At 57.7% G+C, this 7,436-nt stretch carries 5 protein-coding genes, 1 tRNA gene and 2 rRNA genes (1 of these 8 cut by a window edge); 7 read left to right on the top strand and 1 reads right to left on the bottom strand.

What is annotated here, in order from left to right:
* The 4 genes from JCM7685_RS12435 to JCM7685_RS12415 all read left to right on the top strand — a co-directional run.
* A 23S ribosomal RNA gene (locus tag JCM7685_RS12435) occupies positions 1–1,540 on the top strand; it begins 1,291 nt to the left of the window's first position.
* Positions 1,541–1,657: 117 nt separating this feature from the next.
* A 5S ribosomal RNA gene (rrf, locus tag JCM7685_RS12430) occupies positions 1,658–1,772 on the top strand.
* A gap of 61 nt (positions 1,773–1,833) precedes the next feature.
* Positions 1,834–1,910, top strand: a tRNA-Met gene (locus tag JCM7685_RS12425).
* 797 nt (positions 1,911–2,707) lie between these two features.
* Positions 2,708–2,980: a hypothetical protein gene (locus tag JCM7685_RS12415; RefSeq protein ID WP_074970744.1), complete on the top strand. Its 273-nt coding sequence runs from the start codon at positions 2,708–2,710 to the stop codon at positions 2,978–2,980.
* An 18-nt stretch (positions 2,981–2,998) separates the two neighbouring features.
* Here the strand turns inward: JCM7685_RS12415 and JCM7685_RS12410 are convergent, their stop codons facing one another.
* Complete coding sequence (locus JCM7685_RS12410) at positions 2,999–3,775, bottom strand: 2-keto-4-pentenoate hydratase (RefSeq protein ID WP_074970746.1); 777 nt, start codon at positions 3,773–3,775, stop codon at positions 2,999–3,001.
* Between the two features lie 320 nt (positions 3,776–4,095).
* On the opposite strand from JCM7685_RS12410, the gene JCM7685_RS12405 reads away from it, so the two are divergent.
* From JCM7685_RS12405 to dapA, 3 genes are all read left to right on the top strand, one after another.
* Complete coding sequence (locus JCM7685_RS12405) at positions 4,096–5,241, top strand: porin (RefSeq protein ID WP_074970748.1); 1,146 nt, start codon at positions 4,096–4,098, stop codon at positions 5,239–5,241.
* 678 nt (positions 5,242–5,919) lie between these two features.
* Positions 5,920–6,384, top strand: a complete 465-nt coding sequence (locus JCM7685_RS12400) for a hypothetical protein (RefSeq protein WP_197701057.1) — start codon at positions 5,920–5,922, stop codon at positions 6,382–6,384.
* 35 nt (positions 6,385–6,419) lie between these two features.
* A complete protein-coding gene (gene dapA, locus JCM7685_RS12395) occupies positions 6,420–7,328 on the top strand; it encodes a 4-hydroxy-tetrahydrodipicolinate synthase (RefSeq protein WP_211657861.1) in 909 nt (302 codons plus the stop codon).
* Positions 7,329–7,436 lie beyond the last annotated feature (108 nt).

The raw sequence follows: 7,436 nt of genomic DNA, 5'->3' as shown, positions 1-7,436 counted from the left end.
GGCTGTAAGGCATCCGGTGGAGTGATCAGAAGCGAGAATGTTGACATGAGTAGCGACAAACAGGGTGAGAGACCCTGTCGCCGAAAGTCCAAGGGTTCCTGCTTAAAGCTAATCTGAGCAGGGTAAGCCGGCCCCTAAGGCGAGGCCGAAAGGCGTAGTCGATGGGAACCAGGTTAATATTCCTGGGCCAGGAGATGGTGACGGATCGCAGGTGTAGTTCCTCCTTATCGGATTGGAGGGGCTGCTGAGCGGTTCCTGGAAATAGCCCTCCACAAGACCGTACCCTAAACCGACACAGGTGGACTGGTAGAGAATACCAAGGCGCTTGAGAGAACCACATTTAAGGAACTCGGCAAAATACCTCCGTAAGTTCGCGAGAAGGAGGCCCGGTTGTCGCGCAAGCGGTGGCCGGGGGCACAAACCAGGGGGTGGCGACTGTTTACTAAAAACACAGGGCTCTGCGAAGCCGTAAGGCGACGTATAGGGTCTGACGCCTGCCCGGTGCCGGAAGGTTAAAAGGAGATGTGCAAGCATTGAATTGAAGCCCCGGTAAACGGCGGCCGTAACTATAACGGTCCTAAGGTAGCGAAATTCCTTGTCGGGTAAGTTCCGACCTGCACGAATGGCGTAACGACTTCCCCGCTGTCTCAAATGTGGACTCAGCGAAATTGAATTGTCTGTGAAGATGCAGACTTCCCGCGGTTAGACGGAAAGACCCCATGCACCTTTACTATAGCTTCGCACTGGCATCAGGATTGCGATGTGCAGGATAGGTGGTAGGCATTGAAACCGGGACGCCAGTTCCGGTGGAGCCATCCTTGAGATACCACCCTTCGCACTCTTGATGTCTAACCGCGGCCCGTTATCCGGGTCCGGGACCCTGCGTGGTGGGTAGTTTGACTGGGGCGGTCGCCTCCCAAAGAGTAACGGAGGCGCGCGAAGGTTGGCTCAGAGCGGTCGGAAATCGCTCGTTGAGTGCAATGGCAGAAGCCAGCCTGACTGCAAGACTGACAAGTCGAGCAGAGACGAAAGTCGGCCATAGTGATCCGGTGGTCCCGAGTGGAAGGGCCATCGCTCAACGGATAAAAGGTACGCTGGGGATAACAGGCTGATGATGCCCAAGAGTCCATATCGACGGCATCGTTTGGCACCTCGATGTCGGCTCATCTCATCCTGGGGCTGGAGCAGGTCCCAAGGGTACGGCTGTTCGCCGTTTAAAGAGGTACGTGAGCTGGGTTTAGAACGTCGTGAGACAGTTCGGTCCCTATCTGCCGTGGGTGTAGGATACTTGAGAGGAGTTGCCCCTAGTACGAGAGGACCGGGGTGAACGTTCCACTGGTGGACCAGTTGTCGTGCCAACGGCAGTGCTGGGTAGCTATGAACGGACAGGATAAACGCTGAAGGCATCTAAGCGTGAAGCCCCCCTCAAAACAAGGTATCCCTTGAGAGCCGTGGAAGACCACCACGTCGATAGGCCGGAGATGTAAGCGCAGCAATGCGTTCAGTTGACCGGTACTAATGGCTCGATTGGCTTGATTTGATCCGGAAGAAGACAGACCTTTGTTTGCCCAGGCAAGCAAGGCGTATCGCCTTCCTCCAAAAGCATCCTTGGACAAAATCATCCTTCGGGATAACGCCGATCTCGCTCCTTTTCCGGTCTGGTGGCCAAAGCACGAGCAAAACACCCGATCCCATCCCGAACTCGGCCGTTAAGTGCCGTCGCGCCAATGGTACTGCGTCTCAAGACGTGGGAGAGTAGGTCACCGCCAGACCTGAAAAGAAGCGAGACATCTCTCAAGACGACCAAAAGCAACGCAAAAGCGATGCAATCGGCGCGGGGTAGAGCAGCCCGGTAGCTCGTCAGGCTCATAACCTGAAGGTCGTAGGTTCAAATCCTACTCCCGCAACCAAATTTTAGCCCGTTAAGTCAACGACTTAACGGGCTTTTTACTGTCTCTAAAAAGAGCCGAAATTTGGCGTAGGAATCATATCGGAATCAATAGGGCGGGTATTTTTGGTCTGGAATAGGATGGAATCGGCGGCAACTTGCGCCGACCTTCTTTGCTGCTCACAACTCGCTGGCTCGACCTTCCTCGCCAATCACAAGGTCAGAAAGCGGTCAACTATAGGGACGATTCGCGATTGGCCAAGATCCATTGGTGCGCTTAGCCGTATTGGTCCGGAAATCTTCTCCACCCCAAACCGGACACGACTCTCCAGTTCCTCTGCTTCCGCCAGTAAACGACGTGCGCCCTCCGAAGGTGGAGGCCACACGTTCGAATCGTCTCGGGCGCGCCATTTCATATCAGAACCATGAACACTACAGCCGCTGTTCCTAAGATCGAGTGGAACGAGGGTTAACGTTTCCGATTGTGACCCTGTGATGCAGTTGATCTAGCTAGCAACGCGCGGGAAGCCCAAATAAAATCCTCTTATGCAGCTTGCCGACTGTCCCTCTCGAATTCCTATGCAGCGGCATTCTAGAAGTGGCTGCGCGTTGGAGCGCCGAGGGAGCGCTCATCAGAAATGGCTGGGAATAATCGAGTCCGGAACAAACAGAACGAGGCGGCGCGCCCTCAGAAAGAGCCAGGGAATGGTGGGCTTGGCTTGCTGCTTGTCCTGGCGATTACCGCGATCGGCGTTGGGTATGTCAGCTATCGGCTGTCTCTCATCTTCGGCCTGATCTAAAGAACGATTCAGGCGTGTTATGCGGTTAGACGAGCAGTCGCGAGAGCACATTGGGCGCTATGGCATCAAGCTGGTCGTCGCTGCGGCAATCGCCTACATTCTCAAGAGCGAGAACTTCCTCGCCACTTTCGCGCTGTGGACCGGCATATACTGCGTAATGGCCGTCGCTTACGCGGTTCATCGCGGCGAACGATTCGGCAAGACCAGCTTCACCTATTGGGATGAGGCTCTATGGTTGGCAGCGACGGCGTTGGGTCTCTACATTTTCAGCGGTCATCAACTGGCCGTTTGATCGGCCAGATCTATTGGTTCAAAGAAAGCGTGCGGCTGCGCCGCCAACGCCTGACAACTCGACCTTCAGTTCCTGACCAGGAAGGATTTGCAGCAGCATCGGGATGATCGATCCGGCTGCTACGATATCGCCGGCGCTGAGATAATTGCCTCTGGCGATCAGGTCATTCACGAGCCAGAGCGCAGAGTTGATCGGATCAACCAGCCCCTCTCCCGATGCCGACTGAAACACCGGAACGTTATTGATCGACGCTCGCATGTCGATCCTGTAGATGGCCTCCAGGCTTGTTGGCTCATGATATTTGTCGACGATCGTCGAAACATGGAACGCATAGTCAGCGATGGCGGCCAGGTGCGGTTGCGAAGTCAGGTGACCACGTCGCCCGACAAGACCGATAGCCGGTTGGTAGCTCAGGATCGCCTTGCAAAATTGATCGCGAGTGATGGGCCAATGGTCCGCCCCCAGGGGACCTCCTATCGTAAAGACGATTTCGCATTGTGCTCCGATGAAGCCTTGGGGAAGCCGGAACGGCCCGTGGGAGTCCTGAAGAACGGTTCCCACAGGGATCGGGCAGTAGATGGGACTGGCAAGGCCAAGCGTGCCGCGGATGGCGGGGCAAGTGCCTATCAGGGCGTAGCCTACCGCGTCATTGGCGAAGGCCGAGATTGCTGCTGACTGCACCGCCCAGGCGTCATCCTCGCTTCGAAGCAGATCGAACGGGATATCTGAGGTAATTCCCTGCCGACGGTTTTGGCAAAGCAAGCTAGCGAGATAGTCGAGATTTTGGTTAATCATAGAAGCACACTCCCGCGCGAGAGAGGGCGCAAAGTCGTGCTCAGTCAAATAAAAATCCGACTATATGACTACGTATATTTTTGTAAGGGCTTTTTCTTATGAAAATACTATCGCAGCGCGGCTGAGCTCCCGTCGAAATAATATGCGGCTCTATTTATCTTGATGGTCCCACCAAACCGGAAGGATCTGAAGGTATGAAGCCGCTTAAACCGTCCCTCGCACCCGCCGCAACGGCCACAGCCGAGGCCGGTCTTCCAACAAGACCGGGGTCTGGGCGTCGGCGGACGCTTTGCCGGGGCGCGGTCGGCGCGGTCGCGATCATGGCCGGTTCGATGATGGGTCTTGGCCAGGCAGCGGCGGAACCCATGAGCGCGCCGAGCTTTGGTGGTCCTCTGCGCCCGAACCCCGATCCGGTGAGTACGGATGCGGGCGTGTTTGGCCGGCTTCATATCACCGGCCAGCTCACAGGCATCGGCAATGCGCAGACGAACGGCATTCCCGGTGTCGACCCCCGAACGACAGATCCCCTCGTCGATATCGGCAATGCCCAGATTCAGGTGCAGACAACCGGGGCGCCTTTGACGTTCTTCGTCCAGGGGGGTGTCTACTCGCTGCCTTCTTTGGGCTCGGCCTACACCCGCGCAACCGACGTCACCGATCAGTTGTACGGGCCGGTGCCGGTTGCTTATGGCAAGCTCGAGCTGTCGCCGAATTTCTCAGTGCAGGCGGGTTTGCTGCCGACGTTGATCGGCGCAGAATCGACCTTCACCTTCCAGAATATGAATATCGCGCGCGGCCTGCTCTGGAACCAGGAGCCGGCGATCAGCCGCGGTGTGCAGGTGAACTATAGCAATGGACCGCTCAACGCCTCGGTGTCGGTCAATGATGGTTTCTACTCAGGGGATTACAACTGGGTATCCGGTCTGTTGTCTTATGCGGCGACGCCATCGAGCACGATCACGCTGGTCGCAGCAGGCAATTTTGCAGAGTCCGGCAACACCGGCGCCGCGACGCCACTGGCGCAGAACAACAGCAGCATCTTCAATGTGATCTACACTTATGTCGACGGCCCGCTGAGGCTGCAGCCCTACCTGCAATACACAACGGTCCGCTCGAACAGGGACATCGGGACCGATCGCTCGGCCGAAACATTCGGCGGAGCGCTGCTGGCTCGATATGCCATTAATGAGAATTTCTCGATCGCTGGACGCGCCGAGTACATCGTTTCAAGCGGAGGCGATTGCGGCGTCGCCGCAGACTGCGCCCCCACCAATCTGCTCTATGGGCCGAAAAGCAGGGCGTGGTCGCTGACGGTGACGCCGACCTACCAGCGCGGGATCTTCTTCGCGCGTACCGAGCTTTCGTACACCCGCATCGATCGGGTCACCGAAGGCTACGGCTTTGGGTCCAACTTCGACAAGCGCGACCAGGTTCGCGGGATGTTCGAGGCTGGCGTGCTTTTCTAAGGCGGATCGAGATCAAACGCGGAGCCATTGGCTCCGCAGACTCTTTGCTTGTCTAGGTGAAATATGGCTTTGGTATTGATCAACTCGAAATCGGAGGCACCTCAAGCCGCAGCGACCTTGTATCCGGTCCTGCCCGCGCTCTGGGTTTATCGGAACTACGATGATCGCTGGACTGTGCATCTTGAAGGTGAAGACTCCGAATGGTGCCATCCAACGCGCAATGATGCGGTCGGTGCGGCAAGGCTGATAGGCGAGAGCTACGGCTGCTACCGCCTCTATCTTCAACTGACAGACGGTCGCTTCTGCCTGGAGATGCGGAACCTCAGTCGGCGGCGCGAGCCGCGTCAGATTGGGTAGTGAGGGCGAAAATTGAGCCAGGCTGTACGAAGCAAGCGCATAATGTCTCGACACCTCATCCGCGGCAGCGCGGAAATCATCGTTCTGGTGGTGATCGCCGGTTGCGCTGTTCTTGCTGCCGCAGGCCCCAGCGTCTATCTCGTGCTCAGCAATGGCGGCTGAATGCAGATTTGCAGGCCGTCCTGCTCGCCCCAGGTTGCCGCGGTCGAAACCGAAGTTCAGCAAACGCGAGCGACGCCGTAGATCGGAATACCTGCTCCTGATGTTTGCGGCGAGCTGTGCCGCTGTGCAGGTCGTCGCCATAGTTTTTCTGAGAGCGGCATGACACGCCCTGCTGCGCCGGCTTTCCAGCCCGACGACCGAAGGCTCACTATCGGTGAAAGCCCTCTGGCCGCGCTGCCAAGCCTAAGAATTCAATTGGAGATGGCGCGAGTCCTCAAGGAGCACCACATCTGGCTGGCTGTGAGGATTATCGAGGAGCGCGAAGACCAGCCGCAGTTTCGACGGCACCGCCGGCTCCGTGATCTGCTCGAAGCGAATGCCTTGCTTGAAGCGGTGATCGAACTGGCAGCGCATTTGCAGCCGAAACGCCACCCGTGGTCGATGGGCCGTTCGGGAGATCGTTGGCGGTGTCGCATGGCGTGGAACGAACGCGGCAATTTACGCAGGTGCGTGGGCCGACATGACGATCTGGCGGCAGCCCTGATGATCGCGTTGCTCGGCTCCCTCGATCGGCGCCGGGCGCGGCCAAAAAATGCTTCGAAAGATGGAGAAACAGCAGAATGAAGCCCAGTGGCGACCCTCCTTTATTTGGCGGGCTGATGACCGCACTTGTCACTCCGTTTAGGGGTGAGGGTATCGATTTCGACGCCTTGGCTGAGCTCGCCAACTGGCAGATCGACCAGGGCGTGCAGGGGCTGGTCGCCTGCGGCACCACGGGCGAGGCGCCGACCCTGTCTCATCCGGAATGGGCGGCGGTGATCCGGTTGTGCGTCGAGGTTTCTAATGGCCGTGTGCCGGTGATCGCCGGCTCGGGGACAAACGACACCCGGCGCACCGTCGAACTAACTCGCGAGGCGGCTCGGCTTGGCGCGGATGGAGCTCTGGTCGTCACGCCTTATTATAGTCGTCCGAGCCAGGAGGGCCTGTTCCGACATTTCGAAAGTGTCGCGCAAGCTGCGGAATTGCCGATCATCATCTACAATGTGCCTTCGCGGACGGCCGTCGATATCAGGATCGAAATGCTGGACCGCCTTGCGCACCTGCCCGCGCTTGTCGGCATCAAGGACGCGAGCGGAGATCCGACGCGCGTAAGCACGATGGCCCTCCGCTTTGGCGATCGTTTCACCCAGCTTTCCGGACATGACCGATCCATGCTGGCTTTCATGACGACTGGCGGCGATGGCGCGATTTCGGTCGTTTCGAACATCGCTCCGATGCTGACCGCGGCCATGATCGGCGCGGTGCGGCAGAGTGCATATCTGGAAGCTCGGCGCGTCAACGCCCATCTTTTCCCCCTGATCGAGGCGCTGGAACTTGAAAGCAATCCATGCCCGATCAAGTTCGCGTTGCACTGCGCGCGCGGATACTCGCCGTCCGTCCGCCTTCCGCTGGGCGAGGTCACTGAAGGCACCGCAGCAAGAATACGCGCTGCCGTGGCGGAGATCGACACATTGGCGATCGATACGTTTTTGGTCGCCGAGCGGTCTCTCATCCCCCTCTCGGCCTGACCGGGTCGCCCTTATAAAAACAGCATGATGCTGCTGTGTTCTCCAATGAAAATACTATGAAATCCGGCTGCCCGTGAAATGGAGAACAAATCCAGACATCCTTAAATT

Origin of the sequence: Paracoccus aminovorans (genome assembly GCF_900005615.1) — a bacterium.
Lineage (GTDB): Bacteria > Pseudomonadota > Alphaproteobacteria > Rhodobacterales > Rhodobacteraceae > Paracoccus > Paracoccus aminovorans.
The sequence above is the reverse complement of the archived record's forward strand: the minus strand, read 5'-3'. Positions and strand labels throughout refer to the sequence as shown.

Bases quoted from the DNA above. Each gene is read 5' to 3' on its own strand.
- JCM7685_RS12415 (WP_074970744.1), top strand. From the start codon at position 2,708: ATGCGGTTAGACGAGCAGTCGCGAGAGCACATTGGGCGCTATGGCATC.
- JCM7685_RS12410 (WP_074970746.1), bottom strand. From the start codon at position 3,775: ATGATTAACCAAAATCTCGACTATCTCGCTAGCTTGCTTTGCCAAAAC.
- JCM7685_RS12405 (WP_074970748.1), top strand. From the start codon at position 4,096: ATGGCCGGTTCGATGATGGGTCTTGGCCAGGCAGCGGCGGAACCCATG.
- JCM7685_RS12400 (WP_197701057.1), top strand. From the start codon at position 5,920: ATGACACGCCCTGCTGCGCCGGCTTTCCAGCCCGACGACCGAAGGCTC.
- dapA (WP_211657861.1), top strand. From the start codon at position 6,420: ATGACCGCACTTGTCACTCCGTTTAGGGGTGAGGGTATCGATTTCGAC.